Origin of the sequence: Mycobacterium sp. (assembly GCF_965277065.1) — a bacterium.
Classification (GTDB): Bacteria; Actinomycetota; Actinomycetes; order Mycobacteriales; family Mycobacteriaceae; genus Mycobacterium.
The window spans coordinates 687,846-709,760 of record NZ_CBDIBT010000019.1 but is presented as its reverse complement, the minus strand read 5'-3'; the positions used below and the strand labels follow the sequence as shown (position 1 = coordinate 709,760).

At 66.0% G+C, this 21,915-nt stretch carries 19 protein-coding genes; 13 read left to right on the top strand and 6 right to left on the bottom strand.

Translation table 11 applies throughout. From position 1 onward, the window contains the following. Positions 1-55: 55 nt before the first annotated feature. The 7 genes from ACQY5A_RS20570 (at position 56) to ACQY5A_RS20540 (ending at position 7,750) form a co-directional block, all read left to right on the top strand. Positions 56-1,174 carry an ABC transporter substrate-binding protein gene (locus tag ACQY5A_RS20570; RefSeq protein ID WP_428342159.1) on the top strand — a complete coding sequence of 373 codons (1,119 nt, stop codon included), beginning with the start codon at positions 56-58 and terminating at the stop codon, positions 1,172-1,174. 7 nt (positions 1,175-1,181) lie between these two features. Next, on the top strand, positions 1,182-2,306 hold the full coding sequence (locus ACQY5A_RS20565; protein WP_428342158.1) for a spirocyclase AveC family protein: 1,125 nt from the start codon (positions 1,182-1,184) through the stop codon (positions 2,304-2,306). Then, positions 2,299-3,297 carry an SDR family oxidoreductase gene (locus ACQY5A_RS20560; RefSeq protein WP_428342157.1) on the top strand — a complete coding sequence of 333 codons (999 nt, stop codon included), beginning with the start codon at positions 2,299-2,301 and terminating at the stop codon, positions 3,295-3,297. The genes ACQY5A_RS20565 and ACQY5A_RS20560 overlap by 8 nt, the downstream gene beginning before the upstream one ends. Positions 3,298-3,303: 6 nt before the next feature. Then, positions 3,304-4,521 carry a cytochrome P450 gene (locus ACQY5A_RS20555; RefSeq protein ID WP_428342156.1) on the top strand — a complete coding sequence of 406 codons (1,218 nt, stop codon included), beginning with the start codon at positions 3,304-3,306 and terminating at the stop codon, positions 4,519-4,521. Between the two features lie 90 nt (positions 4,522-4,611). Continuing rightward, the gene (locus ACQY5A_RS20550; protein WP_428342155.1) at positions 4,612-5,478 is read left to right on the top strand and encodes a hypothetical protein; all 867 of its coding nucleotides are present in this window, start codon (positions 4,612-4,614) and stop codon (positions 5,476-5,478) included. Positions 5,479-5,493: 15 nt separating this feature from the next. Then, positions 5,494-6,501, top strand: a complete 1,008-nt coding sequence (locus tag ACQY5A_RS20545) for a dihydrodipicolinate synthase family protein (RefSeq protein WP_428342154.1) — start codon at positions 5,494-5,496, stop codon at positions 6,499-6,501. A 28-nt stretch (positions 6,502-6,529) separates the two neighbouring features. Further along, positions 6,530-7,750: a CaiB/BaiF CoA transferase family protein gene (locus tag ACQY5A_RS20540; protein ID WP_428342153.1), complete on the top strand. Its 1,221-nt coding sequence runs from the start codon at positions 6,530-6,532 to the stop codon at positions 7,748-7,750. A gap of 25 nt (positions 7,751-7,775) precedes the next feature. On the opposite strand, the gene ACQY5A_RS20535 is transcribed toward ACQY5A_RS20540, so the two are convergent. Continuing rightward, positions 7,776-8,084 carry a WhiB family transcriptional regulator gene (locus ACQY5A_RS20535; RefSeq protein ID WP_428342152.1) on the bottom strand — a complete coding sequence of 103 codons (309 nt, stop codon included), beginning with the start codon at positions 8,082-8,084 and terminating at the stop codon, positions 7,776-7,778. A gap of 350 nt (positions 8,085-8,434) precedes the next feature. Here ACQY5A_RS20535 and ACQY5A_RS20530 point away from each other — a divergent pair, with 350 nt between their 5' ends. Further along, complete coding sequence (locus ACQY5A_RS20530; RefSeq protein ID WP_428342151.1) at positions 8,435-9,247, top strand: hypothetical protein; 813 nt, start codon at positions 8,435-8,437, stop codon at positions 9,245-9,247. Between the two features lie 43 nt (positions 9,248-9,290). Here the strand turns inward: ACQY5A_RS20530 and ACQY5A_RS20525 are convergent, their stop codons facing one another. Beyond that, positions 9,291-9,698, bottom strand: a complete 408-nt coding sequence (locus tag ACQY5A_RS20525; protein WP_428342150.1) for a DUF5319 domain-containing protein — start codon at positions 9,696-9,698, stop codon at positions 9,291-9,293. A 167-nt stretch (positions 9,699-9,865) separates the two neighbouring features. Here ACQY5A_RS20525 and guaB point away from each other — a divergent pair, with 167 nt between their 5' ends. From guaB to ACQY5A_RS20510, 3 genes are all read left to right on the top strand, one after another. After that, entirely contained in the window at positions 9,866-11,455 is a 1,590-nt protein-coding gene (gene guaB, locus ACQY5A_RS20520; RefSeq protein WP_428342149.1) for an IMP dehydrogenase, read from the top strand. Positions 11,456-11,483: 28 nt separating this feature from the next. Further along, entirely contained in the window at positions 11,484-12,611 is a 1,128-nt protein-coding gene (locus ACQY5A_RS20515) for a GuaB3 family IMP dehydrogenase-related protein (RefSeq protein ID WP_428343262.1), read from the top strand. An 84-nt stretch (positions 12,612-12,695) separates the two neighbouring features. Further along, positions 12,696-14,468: an FAD-dependent oxidoreductase gene (locus tag ACQY5A_RS20510; RefSeq protein ID WP_428342148.1), complete on the top strand. Its 1,773-nt coding sequence runs from the start codon at positions 12,696-12,698 to the stop codon at positions 14,466-14,468. Here ACQY5A_RS20510 and ACQY5A_RS20505 read toward each other — a convergent pair. The 3 genes from ACQY5A_RS20505 to ACQY5A_RS20495 all read right to left on the bottom strand — a co-directional run bounded on the left by ACQY5A_RS20505 (position 14,452) and on the right by ACQY5A_RS20495 (position 18,616). Then, positions 14,452-16,830: a glycoside hydrolase family 65 protein gene (locus tag ACQY5A_RS20505; RefSeq protein ID WP_428342147.1), complete on the bottom strand. Its 2,379-nt coding sequence runs from the start codon at positions 16,828-16,830 to the stop codon at positions 14,452-14,454. The genes ACQY5A_RS20510 and ACQY5A_RS20505 overlap by 17 nt on opposite strands. A gap of 9 nt (positions 16,831-16,839) precedes the next feature. After that, positions 16,840-17,571, bottom strand: coding sequence for a beta-phosphoglucomutase family hydrolase (locus ACQY5A_RS20500; RefSeq protein ID WP_428342146.1), 732 nt, complete (start codon positions 17,569-17,571; stop codon positions 16,840-16,842). A gap of 154 nt (positions 17,572-17,725) precedes the next feature. Next, on the bottom strand, positions 17,726-18,616 hold the full coding sequence (locus tag ACQY5A_RS20495) for a TauD/TfdA dioxygenase family protein (RefSeq protein WP_428342145.1): 891 nt from the start codon (positions 18,614-18,616) through the stop codon (positions 17,726-17,728). 312 nt (positions 18,617-18,928) lie between these two features. On the opposite strand from ACQY5A_RS20495, the gene guaA reads away from it, so the two are divergent. Further along, on the top strand, positions 18,929-20,494 hold the full coding sequence (gene guaA / locus ACQY5A_RS20490) for a glutamine-hydrolyzing GMP synthase (RefSeq protein ID WP_428342144.1): 1,566 nt from the start codon (positions 18,929-18,931) through the stop codon (positions 20,492-20,494). Positions 20,495-20,503: 9 nt separating this feature from the next. Here the strand turns inward: guaA and ACQY5A_RS20485 are convergent, their stop codons facing one another. Next, positions 20,504-21,064 (bottom strand): carboxymuconolactone decarboxylase family protein, encoded by a 561-nt coding sequence (locus ACQY5A_RS20485; RefSeq protein ID WP_428342143.1) that lies wholly within the window; start codon positions 21,062-21,064, stop codon positions 20,504-20,506. A gap of 57 nt (positions 21,065-21,121) precedes the next feature. On the opposite strand from ACQY5A_RS20485, the gene ACQY5A_RS20480 reads away from it, so the two are divergent. Beyond that, positions 21,122-21,910, top strand: coding sequence for an SDR family NAD(P)-dependent oxidoreductase (locus ACQY5A_RS20480; RefSeq protein WP_428342142.1), 789 nt, complete (start codon positions 21,122-21,124; stop codon positions 21,908-21,910). Positions 21,911-21,915 lie beyond the last annotated feature (5 nt).

The window sequence follows — 21,915 nt, the reverse complement described above, 5'->3', positions numbered from 1 at the left end:
AGGTTTGCCAAAGCCGGGCGGCTGAACGCGGTGAGCGCGTCCAAGTGGAGGTCCCATGTCCTACGAAAGCACTGCTGAGCCGATCAAGATCGGCTATCTGATGGACTTCAAGCTCCCGCCGGGGTTCCCCGAGGAGCTTTTCGCCTCCTTCACTCAGACTTTCGACCTGATATTCGAGGAAGCGGTCCAGCAGGGTCTGATGGACCGTCCCGTACAGATGATCTATCGCGAGGTGGAGGGTCTGCCCAAGGGTTCGGTCAAAGCGGTCATCGACGCGTACGGCGAACTGGTCGACGAGGGCTGCCTCGTGGTCTTCGGCCCCAACATCACCGACAACTGCGTGCCGTTGCGCGAAGCCATCGAGGAACGGTTCAAGGTGCCGGCCATCAGCGTGACCGGCACCGACGACTGGCTGGGCGAGTGGACGTTCGCTTTCCCGCAGGGATCGATGACCGACGAGCCGATCTTCATCGCGGACCTCATCGCCAAACGAGGACTCACCGAGATCGGTGTTCTGGTCGAGCAAAGCCTCATTGGCGAGAGCTATCTGAAGAACTTGCGAAGTGCGTGTCGCCGCAAGGGCATTCGGATCGTGGCGGAAATTGCAATCGCCCAAACGGCTCAGGACATCAACGCCGCGGTGCAGACGCTGCACGAGGCGAAGTCCGAGGCGATCGTGCATCTGGGATTCGGATTCGGAATCGTGTTCATCAACCCCGCGCTGGAGGCTATCGGCTGGGACCCGCCGCGCTTCACCACCACCGCATGGCAGAACGCCTGGGTCAACCCGATCATGTGGAACGCGTTCATGGGGTGGACCGGGGTCGATCAGTACGACGAGGCGAATCAGATCGGGCAGGACTTCCTCGACAGCTACGCGAAGAAGTTCAACGGCAGCCGCCCCGAATTCTGCGTCACCGTGGTGAATCGCGACGTTGCCGCCACACTCGTGCGGGCATTCACCGACGCCCATCCGCTCAGCCCGCGCGGTGTCAAGGAGGCGCTGGAGCGGGTGAAAATGCTGCCCGCCGCGTCCGGCGCCCCCGGCACCCGCGTGTCTTTCGGCAAGTGGACGCGTCGCGCCTGGATGGGCGCGGGCTACCTGGTGGCTCGCACGCTCGACGCCGACGGCGTCAACTCCCACCTCGTCGACCGCTTCGGGGAAGAAGGGTGAGGAAGAAATGAGCACCGAGCAATCCACACCGCTTGCGGCGGGTACACAACCAGCTGCGCCGCAACGGAAATGGGGGGGCTGGATCGCCGGGGCCGCGCTGGCCGCCTTCGCGCTGTTCTTCATCGCGAACCGCCGTTGGGTGCTCGACCCGCGCGTCGCGACCCCAAACGTGCACGGCCGTCCGCGCCCGGTGAAGTTCATCTTCGGCCTGGACTACATCGGCTTCCTCGACGTAGCCACATGCGTCGCGCTGATCACCCTGCTGATCGTGTTCACCTTGGGCTGGCGGCGTAACCCGGGCAGCCCGGTGATGCTGATGTTCCTGTGCACCACGTTGATCGTGTGGCAGGACCCGGTCATGAACTGGTCGCCATTCGCCGTCTACAACCCCGACCTGATCCACTGGCCGGAGTCCTGGCCGTTGGTGTCGCTGTCGCCGACGGTCGAACCGTTCGTGGTCTTCGGCTACGCGATGTTCTATTTCGGCCCCTACTTCCCGGCGGTCTGGATCCTGCGCAAGCTGCAGGCTAAATACGGGCCGATGAGTTACGTGGCGCGCCATCCTCTGGTCAGCTTGGGTCTGCTGGCTCTGGTGATCGGCTTCGTCTTCGACGCCTGGTTGGAGATCCAGCTGGTGCACACCGGCATGTACATTTACTCGCAGGTGATTCCGTGGGGCTCGGTATTCAGCGGCACCACATTCCAGTTCCCGCTGATCTGGGAATCGTTCTCGGTGTGCTTCGTGATGGTGCCGGCCGCGATTCTCTGCTACCGCGACGACACCGGTAAGTCCGTGGCGGAAAAGCTTGCCGCCAAAGCGAAGTTGTTCCCGACCCGACCGGTGCTGGGCACGTTCCTGGTGATGTTCGCCATCATCAACGTGTCCTACTTCGCCTACGGTGCCTGGTTCTGGGTCATCAAGGTCAGCCACGCCGCTACATCGGTAGCCTGTCCGTGGCCCTACCCGGAAGCCAAAGTGTATGACCCGCAGGGCTTTTACGAGAAAGCCGGAGCACAGGGGCCGTACTCGGTAGGTATCTGGTCGACGTGGGCCAGCGGAGAGCCGAATGGCCGGCCGCACGTCGACGCACCGCCACCCGGCCAGGGCGCCTGTGCGAGCAAGAATGGCTGAGCTGCGTAGCGTCGTCATCACCGGCGCGTCCCGCGGGCTCGGCTTCGCAACGGCGGCGCGCCTGTACCGCGAGGGGTGGCGCGTGGTCGCGGCCATGCGCACGCCCGAACAAGGCATGGCGGCGCTGCGCGACGAGACCGGGGCCGCTGCCGACGACGATCGGTTGATCGGCGTTCAACTCGACCTGATCGACCACGCATCGGTGACGGCTGCCGCCAAGACGATCGGCGAAGCCGTCGGCACACCGTTCGCGATCGTGCACAACGCCGGCGTCTCGGCCGCCGGAATGGTGGAAGAGACCGATATGGCGTTGTGGCAGCGGCTTTTCGCCACCAGCGTCCTCGGGCCGGTGGCGCTCACTCAAGCTCTGCTGCCGTCGATGCGGGCAGCGGGCGAAGGGCGCATCGTGCTGGTGTCCAGCGCGGCCGGGGTGCGCGGTCAACCGGCCACCGCCCCGTACTCCGCGGCCAAAGGGGCGCTGGAGCGCTGGGGTGAGTCGATGGCGGTCGAGATCGCGCCGTTCGGATTGGGCGTCACCGTGTTGGTGGCCGGCACCTACGACACTGAGATCATCACCGATGCGGGTACCACCGACGATCGCGATTTCGCCGGTCCGTACGCCCGGCAACACAGCACCATGAACAGTCGTGGGCGGGCCGCGATGAAACTCGCCCGTCCCCCGGAGAAGTTCACCGACGGAGTGGTCAAGGCACTCGCCGACACCGGATCGTTCAGGCGTCGCGGTGTGGGACCGGACGCGTCGATGTTGTTGATATCCAGCCGGATTCTTCCGGCCATCGGCATGCACCACATGTCGCGGATCGTGCTCGGCATACCCAGACAGGGATCGATGCGGGACGGCGCGTGGCCGTTGACTTGGGGCCAAAGGGCCCAAATGGCTTTGCTGTCGGCGACGAAAGTCATTCCGGCGCCAGTGATGCAACGCCTGGTGACGTTGGCGGCCAAGCGTCGCGAAGACACTGAGGAGTAGGTAGTAATGGAACAACTTTTCGACGACCTCGACGACTTCGGCGCGTTCGACGACGCGATCTCCGGGGATGTGCGCGATCCGTATACCCAGCTGGCGCGGCTGCGTCGCGAGGAGCCGGTGCAGCGACTCGACATCTCGGGAGCGCTGCCGCACGACGAGTCGCTACCGATGTTCATCGTGTACCGCCACGAAGACGTCCAGCAGATGCTGCGCGACAACGAGACGTTCTCTTCGGCGGCCGTCATCGCGGCGTTCGGTCCGGTGCTCGGTGCGGGCGTGATGCTCGGCATGGACGAACCGATCCACGGTCGGCTGCGCTCACTGGTGTCGAAGGCGTTCTCCCAGAAGGCTTTGGCGAAGTGGCAGGACGAGCTGGTCGGGCGGGTGGCGAACGGGTTGATCGACAACTTCGCGGCTAAGGGCAAGGCGGACCTGGTCAAGGAATTCACCTTCGACTACCCCAGCCAGATCATCGCCGGGCTGCTGGGCCTGCCGGAAAAGGACTACCCGCAGTTTCAGCGCTGGTCGATCTCGCTGCTGAGCTGGCTGATGAATCCCGAACGCGGGCTGGCGGCCTCGGCCGCGCTCTGCGAATACTTCGAGCCGATCCTGGAGGCCCGTCGAGCGGAGCCCAAGGACGATCTGATCAGCGCGCTCGGCGCCGCCGAGATCGACGGCGAGAAGCTCACCAACGAGGAGATCTTCTCGTTCCTTCGGCTGCTGCTGCCCGCCGGCGTCGAGACGACCTACCGGTCGCTGGGCAGCCTGCTCCTCGGTCTGTTGTCCGACCCGGAGCAGCTGGAAGCGATCCGCGCGGACCGCTCGCTGATTCCGCAGGCGATCGAGGAGGGTGTGCGGTGGGAGCCTCCGCTGCTGACCATCACCCGGGTAGCGACGCGCGACACCGAACTCGGCGGGGTCAAGATTCCGGCGGGCTGCACGGTGATGCCGATGCTGGGCGCGGCGAACCGGCAAGAGGACCGCTACTCCGATCCCGACACCTTCAACATTCACCGGCAGGCCAAGGCGAATCTGGGCTGGGGACACGGCGTCCACGTCTGCCTCGGCATGCACCTGGCTCGGCTGGAAATGCGCACCGCCATCAACCTGCTGCTCGACCGACTGCCCAGCCTGAGGCTCGACCCCGAGGCCGACGACCCGCACGTCCGCGGGCAGGTGTTCCGGTCGCCGACCTCGGTACCGGTGCTTTTCGATCCGCAGTAGATCGCCGATATCGCCTTTACATCGGCGGGGGCGGCCGTAAAGTCCTAACTGGGCGTCTGCTCAACTTTCCGCTCAGGAGGAACGACGCGATTGACCGGGCCGTTACGAGACATCAGGGAATTCTCCGGTGACGCCGACGCGTACCGGGTCGAGCTGCACCGGCGCTGGACGGGGCTGCTGAGCTATCGCTACATCGGGCGCAATCACTCGTCGATGAACCTCGGCGAGAGCGACGACACCGTCGTCATCCGTCGCGATATGCGTAACGAGGCGGGCGGAATCATGGTGGCGCCGTTGGCCATCGCCTCGCCCGAGGGCTGCCAGACCGACATGGTCGCCGTTCCCAACCCGGTGATCGCCTCGGTGCAGATCGTCGATCCCGGCTACGACGTGACGAGGGTGGAGATCGTCGACTCCGGCAACGTCCACCAGGGCCGGATGATGGGCTACGGGCGATGCAAGATCGTCGACGCCGACAACCCCGACCGGGTCATCGCTTTCAACGAAGGCCAAGGCGCGATCATCGGCATTCCACCCGAAGGCCTTGGCAAGATGGATGTTTCGGGAACCGAGCTGGTGATCGAGGACTCACCCGAGCTGCCGCCGCTGTGGCAGGCTTTCGGCGCGTGCAAGCGTGCCGACGGACGTTGGCAGCTGCCGGCCCTGAGCGAGGAGCTGGCATCGCCGGACGCCGCCCTGCACATCGGCCCGCAGCATGTGCTGCTGGAAACCGCGGCGATAGACCTGGCCGCCGACGCCGTCGGAACCCGCAAGCTGCAAGCGGTGAGCTGGCATGTGATGTTCATGTCGCGCGGCAAGGTCGGCCCGTTCCGGGTGGAGGGCACCGCGCACGTGGGCGGGTCTGGCAAGGTCGGGGTGCGCATGCTGCTGCACGACGAAGGCAACGCCGAGAAAGCCGTGACATCAGCGGCCGCGATCTTCGAGATCGTCGGCTAGTTCAGGGAGTGAATGGTGGCTAACGCCAGGGACGCTCGTCAGTGGGCGGGTAACTCGTTGCACGGCATCGGCGACTCGCTCTACACGCCGTTCAGCGGACGCGACGGCGACGACATCGACTGGGATGCCTACCGCACGCTGGTCCGGCACTGCGTCGGCGCGCTGCACCACCCGATGCTCTGGGTCACCAGCGGCGTCGCGGAATTCTGGTCGCTGACCATCGCAGAGCGAAAGAAGCTGCTGGAAGTCGCCATCGAGGAGGCTCGGAGGATCAACCCCGAGGTGGTGGTCCAGTCCTGCACCGCGGCGCTGTCCGCCAAAGACTGCCTGGAGTTGACGCAACACGCCCAGGACTCCGGCGCCGACATCGTCTACATCCAGACTCCAATGATGGAATTGCATGGCGGGGAAGGTGTTTTGAGCTTTTTCTCCTACATCGCCGACCGCACCGACATCGCGCTGGGAATGTTCAACTCACCCAGTTCGGGGTACGTCCTCTCTGCGCAGGAGGGCGCTCGGATCGTCGAGGAGATCCCCGCGGTGTGCGCCACCAAAGAAGGCTCGTTCCGTCCACATCAGAGCCGCATGCTGCACGAGCTTGCGCCGGATCTGGTTATCTGGGAATGCGATACGACGGTGTACCGAGCCGGTTGGCTGCGATCCGGAATCGTCGGCCCAGGCCAGCTCGGTACCACCGGCTACCTGTTCGATACGCCGAAGAAGCCTGCACTGTCGCAGTATTGGGATCTGGTGTGGAACGACAAGTTGGTCGAGGCAATGGATTTCGCGAAGGAGTCCGGGCTCGACCAGTTCGAGCTCGACATGCGCGGCTGGTTCACCCGTTACCCCGGGCGGCCCGACTACTTCACTCACTGGGGCGGCGCGTTCAAATACGCCGCGTCGGTGGTCGGGCTGCCGATTGGGTCCTACCCGGAATCCCGCCCGCCCCAAGCGAAGTTGCCCGAGCAGGCGCGCACCGATATCCGCGCGGCCTATCGCCGGTTCGGAATCATCGACAACTAACTGCTCGTCGACAAGATCGGAGAATTGCATGACTGACGCCAAACCACTGAGTGGCATCCGCGTATTAGAGGTTGCGGCATGGACATTCGTCCCCGCAGCCGGCGCGGTGCTGGCCGAGTGGGGCGCTGACGTGATCAAGGTCGAACCACGCGAAGGTGGCGATCCGCAGCGCGGGCTGGTCACGATGGGCCTCATTCCCGGCGGTCCTACCGCTGTCAACTACATGATCGAAATGCCCAACCGCGGAAAGAAATCCATCGGCATCGACCTGCTGACACCGGGCGGGCAGGAGGTCGTTCACGAACTCGCCAAGAGTAGCGACGTGTTCCTCACCAGCTATCTACCGAGTCGACGCGATCGTTTCGGCATCGGGCTCGAGCAGATCCGCGCCGTCAACCCCGACATCGTCTATGTCCGCGGATCCGGTTACGGCCCAGAGGGTCCCGACGCCGACCGGCCCGGCTATGACGGCGTGTCCTTCTGGTCGCGCGGTGGGATCGCCGATGCGCTGACCCGCGAGCTTCCCGAGCCGGTGATGCAGACCCCCGCATTCGGCGACCTGATGGGCGGGCTGACTATCGCCGGCGGGATCGCCGCCGCGCTCTACAAACGCAAGGCGACCGGTGAGACCTCGATCGTGGACGTCTCGCTGCTCGGCCTGGCGGCGTGGGCGATGACCCCGCAGGTGACCGCGGCGAACCTCTACGGCGGCGACCCGATTCCGACGTTCACCCACCGCGACATGCCCAACCCATTGGTGGGCAATTACAAGACCAAGGACGACCGCTTCATCACGCTGATGATGTTGCAGGGTGACAAGTTCTACCCCGAGTTCATGACGGTCATCGGCCGCACCGACCTGATCACCGACGAACGGTTCGCCGACGGTCATGCGCGCTTCACGAACCGCGGCGAGCTCATCGACATCATGGACGCCGAATTCGCCTCGAAGACCGTCGACCAATGGCGGGAGATCCTCAAGCCGCTGTCAGGCGCCTGGGCCGTGCTGCAGAAGACCAGCGAGCTGCATGAAGATCCCGCCGTCATCGCCAATGGATACATTCCCGAGGTCAAGGCGATGAACGGGAAGCCCTACATCCTGCCGACCAACCCGGTGCAATTCGACGGCCATCATGTGCAGCCGACCGGTGCGCCCGAGCACGGGCAGCACACTGAGGAAATCCTGCTCGACGCCGGGGTGGACTGGGACAAAATCGAGCAATACAAGCAGGACGGGTCGATCCTCTAAGCGCCGACCCGTCCTGAAAGTACGTTCAGGCGCTGCGGCGGATACCGCGTGATCGGCCGATGTCGCGCTTGAGTAGCAGTTCGCGTTCGGCTTCCGACAGGCCGCCCCAGATCCCGTACGGCTCGCCCACGTCGAGGGCGTGCGCACGGCACTGAGCCATCACCGGGCAGCTGCGGCACATCTCCTTGGCGCGACGCTCGCGCTGTAGCCGGGCCCGGCCACGTTCGCCGTCCGGGTGGAAGAACACCGACGAGTCCACGCCGCGGCAAAGGCCTTGTAATTGCCAGTCCCAAATGTCTGCGTTGGGACCTGGTAGTTGCTCCGGTTGCGGCATTGAAGTCCCTCTCTACACGCCCTTAATCAGGCCAGTTCGCGATCTAGTTGGTCGTCAACTGAATCGAGCGGGTCGTCGGTGACTACTCGTCGGAACTAAACGTAGGGGCGCTAGGGAATTGCCGTCAACAGGCTAAAGTCAGGCGAATGCCGAACTGCGGCTTGGGAATTTACGCTGCGTTCATAGAGGTGATGGCCTCGCAAGAGTCGAGGAGTGCATGTTGGCCGCTCGCAACCCGGAAATGTCGCAGTTCGCGGCCCAATCGGACGGCATGCACATCAAATTCGGTACTCGTTGGATTTAATACCGGTGTAACTCAGAAACCATGAAGTCTTAACGGATAACGGACCGTGATACATATCTCTTACGAGTTTTCCGGCGAATCAGACGTACTGGCTGCCGCATTCGGGGACGAGCCGGGCCGCTGGCCGCTGCCCGTACCGACCACACCGCATCAGCAGTGGTTGCGCGCGATCGCCGCCGCAGGACAGGGTCGCTACGGCAGCGCGTACGCCGACCTGGCGGCCCTCACTCGAGCCAGACCGTCGGGCCGGCTGGCGTCGCTTGCCCACAGCGCACGTGCTTCGTTTCTGCGCCAGCTGGGCTGGCACGGTCTGGCCCGCGGCTGGGACGGTCGCGCCTGGGCCCTGGCGGGCGATGACCCCGAGGCGGCCGGCGATGCGTTGACGGGACTCGCGGCCGACGCGCTCGGTGTCGGGCGGCTGGCCGCCGCGGCGACGCTGCTGGCGCGGGCGGAGCCGTTCGCGACGCGGGCTCCGCAGCGGCTGGCGGTGCGGCGGGCGTGGGTGGCTGCCGAGCTGGCGATGGTCAGCGCCGACGGCGCCGTGGCGGTGCGTCACGCCGAGGCCGCGGTGGAGTTGGCCGCGACCACCATGGACGGCGCGGCCCGGCATTGCGCGAAGAGTCAGGTGGTGCTGGCCGCGGCGCTGTGCAGCGCCGGTGCGCTCGGGCGGGCGCGAGACGTCGCCGAGGCGGCCTTGGAACTCACTGAAAGTCTGGGTCTGGTGCCGCTGCGCTGGGCGCTGGCCTGCCTGCTCGTCGACCTCGCTGACACGGACGAACGGACCGCCGACCTGCGTGGGGTCCGCGACGACTGCGCGGGCCGTGTCGAGCACTGGGGCGGAACCTGGCGACGGCCTTGAAATCTGCCGGTTCGCTATTGCTGCCACTCAGCGGCGAGCCGGGCTATTCCCGTGATCTGAAAGTGTCCGAGGTCGCCTCGTTGAGCGAAGCATCCGCGTATCCCCGGCAATAATCCCAGGTCACGTAGGCATCGGGCTCAGGGTCGTAGGCGGGCTCGTGCGGCCGCACGGTGCCGTCGACCAACAACTGAAGCAGGTTGGCCCGCAGCATGTCCCAGTCGTGGTAGTGGTCCTGCTGACATTCGTCGCAACACACCACCAAACCGCGAATACCTTTGTGCGCCAACAGGGCTTCATACACCGCGAGATCGGCCAAGTCGGCCTCGACTGCCATCCGCTCCTGGGCATCCAGCGGCTGACCGGGCTCGACGGCATCCAACGCCGCCGACGGATCACTGGGGTCGTCGGCAAAAGGGTCAGGCGGCAGCCCAGGCGGAAGGTGGTCGCGCACGAGTCCACATTACGCAGCCTCGCCGCTATCACGCCAGCGCTACCCTGCAGCGCAGCCCCCATGTCGCAGTCTTACGGCGGGCGTCGTCGGCGCGCGTCGCGAGCCGAGGTCGGGGGAGCCGATAGGATGGGTTTCTCACTCCGCGCGCGTATGGGAGGGCCCCGGCAATGTCATCTGGCTTGTCCCGTCTCGAAAACAGTGGCGACCTGATCGTCGCCTCGTACCCCCGGGTGGGTGGTTTCCCAGAAGATCCGGTACCAACCGGCGGCGACGATCCGCAGAAGATCGCGATGCTGGGACTGACGTTCGACGACGTTCTGCTCCTGCCTGCCGCCTCCGACGTGGTGCCGGCCACCGCCGACACGTCGAGCCAGCTCACCAAGAACATCCGGCTCAAGGTGCCGCTGGTCAGCTCGGCGATGGACACCGTGACCGAGTCCCGGATGGCGATCGCGATGGCCCGCGCCGGCGGTCTCGGGGTACTGCACCGCAACCTGCCGATCTCCGAGCAGGCCGGACAAGTCGAAACCGTCAAGCGCTCGGAAGCCGGCATGGTCACCGATCCGGTCACCTGCAAACCGGACCACACGCTGGCCGAGGTGGACGCGATGTGCGCCCGGTTCCGCATCTCCGGGCTGCCGGTCATCGACGATGCGGGTCAGCTGGTCGGCATCATCACCAACCGCGACATGCGGTTCGAGGTCGACCAGTCCAAGCACGTCGTCGAGGTGATGACCAAGGCCCCGCTGATCACCGCCCAAGAGGGCGTCAGCGCTAACGCGGCCCTGGGCCTGCTGCGCCGGCACAAGATCGAAAAGCTGCCGATCGTCGACGGACACGGCCGGCTGACCGGGCTGATCACCGTCAAAGACTTCGTCAAGACCGAGCAACATCCGCTGGCAACCAAGGACAAGGACGGCCGGTTGCTGGTCGCCGCCGCCGTCGGTGTCGGTGACGACGCCTGGGTGCGCGCGATGACGCTGGCCGATGCGGGCGCCGACATCCTGGTGGTCGACACCGCGCACGCGCACAACCGGCTGGTGCTCGACATGGTCCGCCAACTCAAGAATGAGGTCGGCAACCGGGTCGAGGTGGTCGGCGGCAACGTCGCCACCCGGTCCGCGGCCGCCGCGCTGGTCGAGGCCGGCGCGGACGCGGTCAAAGTCGGCGTCGGTCCCGGGTCGATCTGCACCACCCGGGTGGTCGCCGGTGTCGGCGCGCCGCAGATCACCGCGATTCTCGAGGCGGTCGCGGTGTGCCGTCCGGCTGGAGTGCCGGTGATCGCCGACGGTGGCCTGCAGTACTCCGGCGACATCGCCAAGGCACTCGCGGCGGGCGCGTCCACCACGATGCTGGGGTCGCTGCTGGCCGGCACCGGCGAAGCGCCCGGCGACCTGATCTTCGTCAACGGCAAGCAGTACAAGAGCTACCGCGGCATGGGCTCGCTGGGCGCCATGCAGGGTCGGGGTGAGGCGAAGTCGTATTCGAAGGACCGCTACTTCCAGGACGACGCGCTCTCGGAGGACAAGCTGGTGCCTGAGGGTATCGAAGGCCGGGTACCGTTCCGCGGCCCGCTGTCGTCGGTGATCCACCAGCTGACCGGCGGCCTGCGTGCCGCGATGGGCTACACCGGTGCCGAGACCATCGAGGCACTGCAGCGGGCGCAGTTTGTCCGCATCACCGCGGCGGGCTTGAAGGAAAGCCATCCGCACGACATCACGATGACCGCCGAAGCACCCAACTACTACGCTCGGTGAACTGATCGAAGGACCGCTCATGCGTGACATGGTCGAGATCGGCATGGGCCGAACAGCCCGACGCACCTACGAACTCGCTGAAATCAACATTGTGCCGTCGCGACGCACCCGCTCGTCGCTGGACGTCACAACGGCCTGGCAGCTCGACGCCTACCGCTTCGAGATCCCCATCGTGGCTCATCCGACCGACGCTCTGGTGTCGCCGGAGTTCGCGATCGAACTCGGCCGGCTCGGCGGCCTCGCTGTGCTCAACGGCGAAGGTCTGATCGGCCGCCACGCCGACGTCGAAGCCAAGGTCGCCCAAGTGATCGAAGCGGCCGCCAAAGAACCCGAACCGTCGGCGGCCGTCCGGCTGCTCCAGCAGTTCCACTCCGCGCCGCTGGACCAGGAGCTGTTGGGTGCCGCGGTGGCCCGCATCCGCGACGCCGGGGTCACCACCGCGGTTCGGGTGAGCCCGCAGAACGCCCAGGCGCTGACGCCGGTGCTGCTGTCGGCCGGCATCGACCTGCTGGTCATCCAGGGCACCATCGTCTCCGCCGAACGTGTCGACAGTCACGGCGAGCCGCTGAACCTTAAGACCTTCATCTCCGAGCTCGACGTCCCGGTCGTGGCGGGCGGGGTGATCGACCACCGCAGCGCACTGCACCTGATGCGCACCGGCGCGGCGGGAGTCATCGTCGGTTACGGCTCGACCAGCGGAGTGACCACCAGCGACGAAGTTCTCGGCATCAGCGTGCCGATGGCCACCGCGATCGCCGACGCCGCCGCGGCCCGCCGCGAATACCTCGACGAGACCGGCGGCCGTTACGTGCACGTGCTCGCCGATGGCGACATCCACACCTCCGGAGATCTCGCCAAGGCCATCGCCTGTGGCGCCGACGCGGTGGTGCTGGGCACCCCGCTCGCCGAAGCCGTCGAGGCGCAGGGCGAGGGCTGGTTCTGGCCGTCCGCGGCGGCCCACCCGTCACTGCCGCGGGGTGCCCTGCTGCAGATCGCGGCCGGCGAGCGGCTGTCCCTGAACCAGGTACTCAACGGGCCGTCCGACGATCCGTTCGGCTCGCTGAATCTGGTCGGCGGTCTGCGCCGCTCGATGGCCAAGTCCGGCTACTGCGACCTCAAGGAATTCCAGAAGGTCGGCCTCACCGTCGGCAGCTGAGCCACCCGCGAGCAGACAGAGAGTCGCGTCAGCGCAGCTGCTTTTGTGCGATTCTGCGTCTGCTCGCTGGGCTAGGCTGGGGACGTGGAACCTGACTACGACGTCCTGATCATCGGTTCGGGTTTTGGTGGCAGCGTCACTGCGCTGCGGTTGACCGAAAAGGGCTACCGCGTCGGCGTACTCGAGGCCGGTCGGCGCTTCGCCGACGAGGATATGGCCAAGACCTCCTGGAACCTGCGCAAATTCCTGTGGGCTCCCAAGCTCGGCATGTACGGCATCCAGCGCATCCATCTGCTGCGCAACGTGATGATCCTGGCCGGTGCGGGAGTCGGCGGCGGATCGCTGAACTACGCGAACACGCTGTACGTGCCGTCGAAGCCGTTCTTTGCCGACAAGCAGTGGTCGCACATCACCGATTGGCAATCGGAGTTGATGCCGCACTACGAGCAGGCCAAGCGAATGCTCGGCGTGGTCACCAACCCGACCTTCACCGACGCCGACCGAATACTCAAAGAGGTCGCCGAGGACATGGGCTGCGGCGACACCTTCGTCCCCACCCCCGTCGGGGTGTTCTTCGGACCCGACGGCACCAAGACGCCCGGCGAGACGGTGCCCGACCCGTACTTCGGCGGCGCAGGCCCGGAGCGCACCGGCTGCCTGGAATGCGGGAGCTGCATGACGGGATGCCGCTTCGGGGCCAAGAACACGTTGTTGAAGAACTACCTCGGCCTCGCGGAATCCCAAGGTGCAGAAGTCATTCCGATGACGACCGTCACCAACTTCGAACAGCGCGAGGACGGGATCTGGGAGGTTCGCACGGCTCGCACCGGCCGTGCGCTGCGTCGCAAGAAGCGCACCTTTACCGCCAAGCACCTGGTGCTGGCCGCCGGAACCTGGGGAACGCAGCATCTGCTGTTCAAGATGCGCGACAAGGGCAAGCTGCCCGAGCTCTCCGAACGGCTGGGTGAGCTGACCCGGACCAACTCCGAGTCCATCGTCGGCGCGGGCCGGTTGAAGGTCAGCCCCGACCTGAACCTGACCCACGGGGTGGCGATCACGTCGTCCATCCACCCGTCGTCGGACACTCACATCGAACCGTGCCGGTACGGCAAGGGCTCCAACGCGATGGGTCTGCTGCAGACGCTGATGACCGACGGCCCCGGCCCGGGCGGTAGCGACGTGCCGCGGTGGCGGCAGTTGTTCAACAACGCGGGCGACGACCCGCGTGGCACGCTGCGTCTGCTAAACCCGCGGCGCTGGAGCGAGCGCACGATGATCTCGCTGGTGATGCAGAACCTGGACAACTCGATCACCACCTACACCAAGCGCGGCAAGCTGGGTCGCCGCCGCTACGTCAGCAAGCAGGGCCACGGGGTGCCGAACCCGAGTTGGATCCCGGCCGGCAACGAGGCCACCCGTCGCATCGCGGAGAAGATCGACGGCGTCGCCGGCGGAACCTGGGGCGAGCTGTTCAACATCCCGCTCACCGCGCACTTCCTCGGCGGCGCGGCGATCGGCGACAGCCGCGACGCCGGCGTCATCGACCCGTACCACCGGGCCTACGGCTACCCGACGCTGTCCATCGTGGACGGCGCCGCGATTTCGGCGAACCTCGGGGTGAACCCGTCGCTGTCCATCACCGCACAGGCTGAGCGGGCGGCGTCGCTGTGGCCGAACAAGGGGGAGAACGACATCCGCCCCCGGCAGGGTGAGGCATACCGTCGGCTCGACCCGATCGCACCGGCTCACCCGGTGGTGCCGGATTGGGCGCCCGGCGCGCTGCGCTGGCTACCTATCGAATCGATCAGCGCGGTAGCTCAGGAGCAGAGCCCCGGCTCGGTCAGCTCAGCTGGTTGACCGACCGGTACGCGTTCCGGTGCAGGGGAGCGCGTCCCGGTGGCTGCTGCGGCGCGGGCAATAGCGGCTCGCGCTTGGTGATCGCGACCGTCGTCGGTTCGGCTGTGCTGAGTTCGAGTTCCTCGCCGGCGTGCGAGATGGTCAGCTGTTGATCCTCGGGTCCATCGCGCAATGTGTAGGTGACCTCGTCGTGGATGACATCCACGGTCAGCCGAAAGTCGCGCCAGCGCAACCGGAACCGCAAGCGTGAGATGGCGTCGGGCAGATACGGGTTGAGCGCGAGCACCCCTTCGTCGTCCCGCAGGCCGCCGAAGCCGGCGACCAGAGCGGTCCAGGCGCCGGCCAGCGACGCCATGTGCAATCCGTCTTTGGTGTTGTGGTGCAGATCGCGCAGATCGACCAGCGCCGCCTCGTAGGTGTAGTCGTGCGCCAGTTCCACATGCCCGACGTTCGCGCACATCACCGCCTGGGTGCAGGCAGACAACGACGAGTCGCGCACCGTGCGGCGCTCGTAGTAATCGACGTTGCGCGCTTTCTGTTCGTCGCTGAACTTGTGGCTCTGCCAATACATCGCAAGCACCAAATCGGTCTGCTTGACCACCTGGGCCGAATACAGCAACGCGTAAGGCTCATGCAGTAGCAGCGGGTATTTGTTTCTGGTGTCGAAATCCCACTCGGCGTAAGTGGTGAACCCGTCGGACTGCGGGTGCACGCCGAGTTCTTCGTCGAACGGAATGTGCGCGGCGTCAGCGGCGTCCCGCCATGCGGCGGTCTCGTCGGTGCTCACACCCAGGTCGTGAGCGCGCTCCGAGTGCCGGGCGCACGCGTCAGCCGCAACCCGTAAGTTGTGGGCCGCCATCATGTTGGTGAAGACGTTGTCCCGCACGATCGCGGTGTACTCGTCGGGCCCGGTGACCCCGTCCAAGTGCCACACGCCGTGGCGGTCGTGGTGTCCGAGTGAATGCCACAGTCGCGCGGTCTCGATCAGCACCTCGAGTCCGACGTCTTTCTCCAGCGAATCGTCGCCGGTGACAACCCGATAGCGCTCGAAGGCCATGGCGATGTCGGCGTTGATGTGCCACGCGGCAGTTCCGGCCGGCCAGTAGGCCGAACACTCCTGACCGCGAATCGTCCGCCAGGGGTACGCGGCGCCTTTGAGGTCCAGCTGGGCGGCGCGCTCCTTCGCCAGATCCAATGTCGAAGCGCGCCAACGCAATGCGTCAGCGGCGGCGTGCGGCAGGGTGTACGTCAACACCGGAAGGACGAACCCGTCGGTGTCCCAGAAGATGTGTCCGTCGTAGCCGGTGCCGGTCAAGCCCTTGCTGGCGATGCCGCGGCCCTCGGCCCGCGCGCTGGCCTGCAGCAGGTGGAAAAGCCCGAACCGGACCGCCTGCTGACAGATCGGGTCGCCTTCGACCTCGACGTCGGCGCCGTCCCAGTAGTCGTCCAGTATTTTGCGCTGGGCGTCCACCAGACCCTTCCAGCCGCTGTAGCGCGCGCTGTGCAACGCGGCGGCGGCCTGGTCGCGCAGCGCGGGCCGGGACCTTTGACTCGACCAGCCGTAGGCGATGTATTTGACGATGCGTAGTTTCTGTCCTGGCCGCAGCCCGCAGATCACGGTGGTGCGAGCGAGGTCGTCGCTTGCGTCGGTGCTGACCTCGTGGCGGCCCTCGACCTCGATCTCGTGGTCCATCGATGCGGCCATCATCAACGCACTGGCGCGCGTCCGGTGCATCATTAACGCACCGTATTCGTGTTCCTCGTGCTGGACGGCCTCCAGCGGGTTGTCCAAGATGGCGGAAACGCGCGGATCGCCCGACGTCGCCGGCAGTTCTTCGTTGGCGACCAACTCTGATTGCACTGTGACACGGACGAATTGGTCGACAGCCTCGACGATGTACTCGATCGCGACGACGCTGCGCTGTGACAGTGACACCAGCCGGGTCGAGGTCACCCTGACCTGCTTGCCGACCGGGGACTGCCAGTGCGCGTCGCGGGTCAGCGTGCCGGCCCGGAGGTCGAGAATCCGTTCGTGGCTGATCAGCTTGCCGTAGCGAACGTCGAACGGTTCGTCGTCGACCAGCAGACGCAGGATCTTGCCGTTGGTGACGTCGACGACGGTCTGGCCGGCCTCCGGGTAGCCGTAGCCCGCTTCGGCGTAGGGCAGCGGGCGCACCTCGTAGAACGAGTTGAGATAGGTGCCGGGCAGACCGTGCGGCTCGCCTTCATCCAAGTTGCCACGAATTCCGATGTGCCCGTTGGACAGTGCGAACAGTGACTCCGACTGGGCCAGCACGTCGAGGTTCAACTTGGGTTCGCGGACTTGCCATGGTTCGACGGGCAGCGTGTCGTCGGGGATCATCACGGCCTCCTAAAGTAGTTCGCCGAGGTCAGTAACCACCACATCGGCTCCGTGGCTGCGTAATTCGTCGGCGTGGCCCACGCGGTCAACCCCGACCACATAGAAGTTGCCCGCCCGGCCGGATTCGACGCCAGACAGGGCATCCTCGAAGACCGCCGCCGCGGCGGGTTCTACGTTCAGCAGTTCGGCGGCGCGCAGGTAGGAGTCCGGTGCCGGCTTTCCAGCGATGTGTTCCTCGCGTAGCGTCACGCCGTCGACACGCTGCTGAATGAACTTCTCCAGCCCGGTGATCTCCAGCACCTCACGGGTATTCGCGCTCGACGACACCACCGCGGTGGCCAGACCCGCCGCGGTCACCTTCTCCAGGTAGCGGCGCGAACCCTCGAACACCTTGACCCCGTCGGAGTGCAAGGTCTGTTGGAAGGCATCGTTTTTGCGAGTACCCAACCCGTAAACGGTGTCCTTGTCGGGGCCGTCGTCGGGGTCGCCGTCGGGCAGCTCGATGCCGCGGCTGGCCAGAAACGAACGCACACCGTCTTCGCGCTTCTTGCCGTCGACGTAGTTCAGGTAATCCTTGTCCGCGTCGAACGGGACGAACTTCTCACCGCTCTGTTTGGCATGTTGCTCGAGGAACGAGTCGAACATGACCTTCCAGGCTTTGGTGTGGACGCTCGCGGTGTCGGTCAGCACACCGTCGAGATCGAACAGGCATGCATGCACCTCGTTGGGTAAACCGAGCATGACGGACCCCCCTCCCGGATTATTTCGGCCGTGGTCGGTATTACCTCACCATGCCCGAACCCGGTTCGCCATCCGTTCCGGCCGACCGAATGTTTCCGTGTCGTTCGGCGCCGACATTGTGGCGCGCCGTCAGACCGGCGATCGATGCTGAGGCTCAGCTCGCGGCGGGCTCCACCGCCTGCAGGGGTGCGCCACTGATCACGCGGCTGCGTCGGCCGTGCACGTCGACGGGGACATCGCCTTGCACGGTGACGCGATTCATCAGCCGGTACTGGTCGTCGTAGTCGTCGACGGCGCGGTGCTGGGTCGCGCGGTTGTCCCAGATCGCGACATCGCCGGGCGCCCAATTCCATCGAACAGTGTTCTCGGGCATGGTGATTCGCCGTTGCAACAGCTCCAGAAGCGTGTGCGACTCGTAATTGTCAAGCCCGACGAACCCGCGGACGAAGTCGCCGGCCACCAGGGAGCGTTCGCCGGTCTCGGGATGGACCCGCACGACGGGGTGTTCGGTGCGAAAGTCGATCTTTTCGAACCGGGCACGATGCGGCTTTTGATCGTCGGTCTGCGCGTCGGGTGCGGCGACGTAGTCGAACCGGTTGCTGTGCAGTGCCCAGAGGTTCTCAGTGAGGTGTTTCAGCGATTCGGGCAGCGCCTGGTAGGCCGCAGCGGTGGAGGCCCACAGCGTCGACCCGCCGTAGCTGGGCAGTGTGACGGCCCGCAGGACCGAGGCCGCGGGATAGTTCGCGACGAAGGTGACGTCGGTATGCCAACGATTGGCCTTGCCGTACTCGGAGTCGATCGGCGTGATGATCGGCATGTTCAGCTGCTGCACCGCCGGGTGGGCGATGGGCGTGCCGAGGCGCGCGGCGAAGGCGTGCTGCCCGGCGTCGTCGAGGTGGTCTTGGTCGCGAAAGAAGATCACCTTGTGGCGCAGCAAGGCCGCTCGGATGTCTGCGACGGCGTCGGCGTCGAGATCGCCGGATAGCCGGACACCGTCGACGCGGGCGCCGATGCGGCTGCCCAGCTGGGTCACGGTCACTGCCATGATTCATCCTCTCCTGATATGTAGTCGATGGACTACAGTGGTTGACAGCGAGTGTAGACGTATGACTACACCGTCCGCAAGCTGGATGCCGGGCGCGGTGCGGCGCGCCAAACGACAACTGACGGCCCTGCGTCCGGGAGTGCAGGGTGCTCTCCCATCCGGCCACCACGTCAGTGCCGTCCTCGCCAAGCTCGGTGTCGAGAACCGCACCCAAGCCGCCGCACACGTGCACCGACCCCCACCCCGGACGGGTCCTGACTTTCCGCGGTCGGTGGCGGCGAAGGTGCTGCTGCTCGCCTCTAGACTGAGCCCGTGGAGTCAGCATCGCCCCGTCCTGTGCTGGTGGTCGATTACGGCGCGCAATACGCTCAGTTGATCGCCCGCCGGGTGCGCGAGGCGCGGGTGTTCTCGGAGGTGATCCCGCATACCGCCGCGGTCGACGAGATCAAGGCCCGCGATCCACTGGCGGTGGTGCTTTCCGGCGGCCCGGCCAGTGTGTACGCCGATGGCGCGCCGCAACTCGACCCGGCGTTGTTCGACCTGGGCGTCCCGGTCTTCGGCATCTGCTACGGATTCCAGGCGATGGCCCAGGCGCTCGGCGCAACGGTCGCGCGCACCGGCACCAGCGAGTACGGCCGGACAGAGCTGAATATCGTTGGCGGCGAACTACATTCGGACCTGCCAGTCACGCAACCGGTGTGGATGAGCCACGGCGACGCGGTCACGTCCGCGCCGGAGGGTTTCGAGGTGGTAGCCACCAGCGCGGGATCCCCGGTGGCCGGGTTCGAGAACCGCGCGCGACGGTTGGCCGGCGTGCAGTACCACCCCGAGGTCTTGCACAGCCCGCACGGACAGCAGGTGCTCACCCGATTCCTGCACGAGTTCGCCGGTATCGCTCCGGATTGGACCCCGGCCGGCATCGCCGAGGCGTTGGTCGAGCAGGTGCGCAGTCAGGTCGGCGACGGCCACGCGATCTGCGGGCTGTCCGGCGGGGTGGATTCGGCTGTCGCCGCGGCACTGGTGCAACGCGCCATCGGCGACCGGTTGACGTGTGTGTTCGTCGACCACGGACTGCTGCGCGCCGGTGAACGCGCGCAGGTCCAGCGCGACTTCGTCGCCGCCACCGGCGCCAACCTGGTGACCGTCGACGCCGAAGCAACGTTCCTCGAGGCGCTGTCTGGGGTCACCAACCCCGAAGGCAAGCGCAAGATCATCGGACGGCAATTCATCCGGGCATTCGAGGGTGCTGTGCGAGATGCTGTAGAGGGCCATAGCCCCGAAAAGGGCACTGAATTCCTGGTGCAGGGAACGCTGTACCCCGACGTCGTCGAGTCCGGTGGCGGAACGGGCGCCGCGAACATCAAGAGCCACCACAACGTCGGCGGCCTGCCCGACGACCTGAAGTTCAAGCTCGTCGAGCCGCTGCGGCTGTTGTTCAAAGACGAGGTGCGCGCGGTCGGTCGCGAGTTGGGTCTGCCCGAGGACATTGTTGCGCGCCAGCCCTTTCCGGGGCCGGGTCTGGCCATCCGCATCGTTGGAGAGGTCACCGCGGCGCGGCTGGAAACGCTGCGGCGGGCCGACTCGATCGCCCGCGAGGAGTTGACCTCGGCCGGTCAGGATCAGCAGATCTGGCAGTGCCCGGTGGTGCTGCTCGCCGACGTCCGTTCGGTGGGAGTGCAGGGCGACGGCCGGACGTATGGGCATCCGATCGTGCTGCGTCCGGTGTCCAGCGAGGACGCCATGACCGCCGACTGGACCCGGGTGCCTTACGAAGTGCTGGAGCGGATTTCGACCCGGATCACCAACGAGGTGGCCGCGGTCAACCGGGTGGTGCTGGACGTGACCAGCAAGCCGCCCGGCACCATCGAGTGGGAGTAGCTGGACAGTTCACCTCGCCGAATCGACCTGGTCGGGGGAGTAGTCGATGACGGGTGCCGAGTCGCCGTAGACGTCGAGGGTGTGCAGGAAGCGGTGCAGCCCCATCACCCCGGCGCAGGTGAACCCGAGCTCGACGATCTGCGCGGCACTGAAGTGCTCCCCCAACCGCTGATAGAACTCGTCGTCCATCGCGTGATGATCCGCGGAAAGCAGGTCGATGAACTCGACGGCCATCTGCTCCTGCGGCGTCAGCGCGCCGTGGCCCGGCGCGAGTAGGCACGCGACGTCCTCGTCGGTGATCGATTCGTGTTTGCGCGACTGGCTGCAGGGTTCGCATTCGCCGAGCTGGGCGCTGCGGATGCGCAGCAGCTCCAAGATCCGGCCGCCGAGCAGGGTGCCTGCACCGAGGTGGGACCGGGCCACGTTGACCTGCTCGAGTTGCGCGCTGCGATACGCGAAGATCTGCAGGGGGACCGGGGTCGCGTAAAGCCTGGCCGCGACGCCGGCCTCCACGATTTCGCGGGAACGTGAGCTGAGCTCTTGCATTGGGATTGGCGCAATACGAGGCATCGAATCAGGCTAACTTTCTTTATCGTCACCGAAAAGGACCGGCCCGAGGAGGACTCGATGTCCAGACTTGCCGGAAAGGTTGCGATCGTCACCGGAGGTGCCGGCGGGATCGGCGCGGCAGCGGCGCGCGAATTGGCGCGCGAAGGCGCTGCGGTCGCGGTCGTCGACATCGACGAGGCGAAGGCCGCAGAGGTCGTCGACGAGATTCGGCGTGCCGGGGCTCGGGCGATCGCCCTTGGCGGTGACCTCGCCCAGGAGCGGACCGCCGAACATGTCGTGCAATCCACCGTGGCGGAGTTCGGCCGCCTCGATGTGCTGCACAACAACGCGGCGCTGACCACCAGCAGCTTCCTGTCGCGGGATACCACCGTCAGCGAGATGGACTTGGACGTGTGGCAGCGGTCTTTGGACGTCAACCTCGGGAGCCAGCTGCTGATGTGCAAGCATGCGGTACCCGAAATGCGAAGCAGCGGTGGCGGTTCCATCGTCAACATGTCGTCGGGAGCGGCACTCTCGGGCGACCGGACCCGCTTGGCCTACGGCGTCTCGAAGTCCGGCGTGCACACCTTGACGATGTATGTCGCGACCAGTGAGGGCAAGCGCGGCGTGCGGGCGAACACCATCGTGCCCGGATTGATCCTGACCGACGCCGTACGCGCCCATCTGCCCGAGGACATCATCGGTCGCCTCGGTTACGCCACGCTGACGCCGTACCTCGGACAGCCGCAAGACGTCGCCGATCTCGTCGTCTTCCTGGCCTCCGAGCAGTCTCGCTACATCACCGGCCAGATGATCGCGATCGACGGCGGAATGTCCGCACACGTCATGATGGACACCGGGGATTAAAGGCG